This is a genomic window from Onishia taeanensis (genome assembly GCF_013349955.1).
In the GTDB taxonomy this organism is placed as follows: domain Bacteria; phylum Pseudomonadota; class Gammaproteobacteria; order Pseudomonadales; family Halomonadaceae; genus Onishia; species Onishia taeanensis_B.
Map to the genome: position 1 here is coordinate 1 of NZ_JABVXC010000089.1, position 336 is coordinate 336.

Genomic DNA, 336 nt, shown 5'->3' on the forward strand with positions numbered 1-336 from the left:
GCAAGCAATTAGAAAGTTCTCTGCACTCTGAAGCTTTGATTTTCGTGCCTTAACAATGATGGGTTTATTGCCTTGAGCAAGGAGCTTTGAACGTTTTGCTTCAGCTACCTCTTTACCCGCTGCCCCAGCGTCTTGGGCAATGATCTGATACACGTCTGAACCATCTTCACGGGCTGTTTTCATGATTAAGTTATCGACCAATGCTGCCCTATCTCTCATAGATTTCATGTCAAGGATATAGAAATTACCTGTATCCCTGTCGTAAGAGCATTTGGTTAGGCGAGTCCAATCAGGATCAGCGTAACGACCACCCTTTTCAGGTTCAGGTTTAGTGGC

Annotated in this window: 1 protein-coding gene; it reads right to left on the reverse strand. The window is 44.9% G+C overall.

The window, feature by feature from the left end; genetic code table 11:
• Positions 1–336, reverse strand: a 336-nt coding sequence (locus HUS66_RS17585) for a hypothetical protein (protein WP_217488188.1), incomplete at both ends; no start/stop codon positions are given.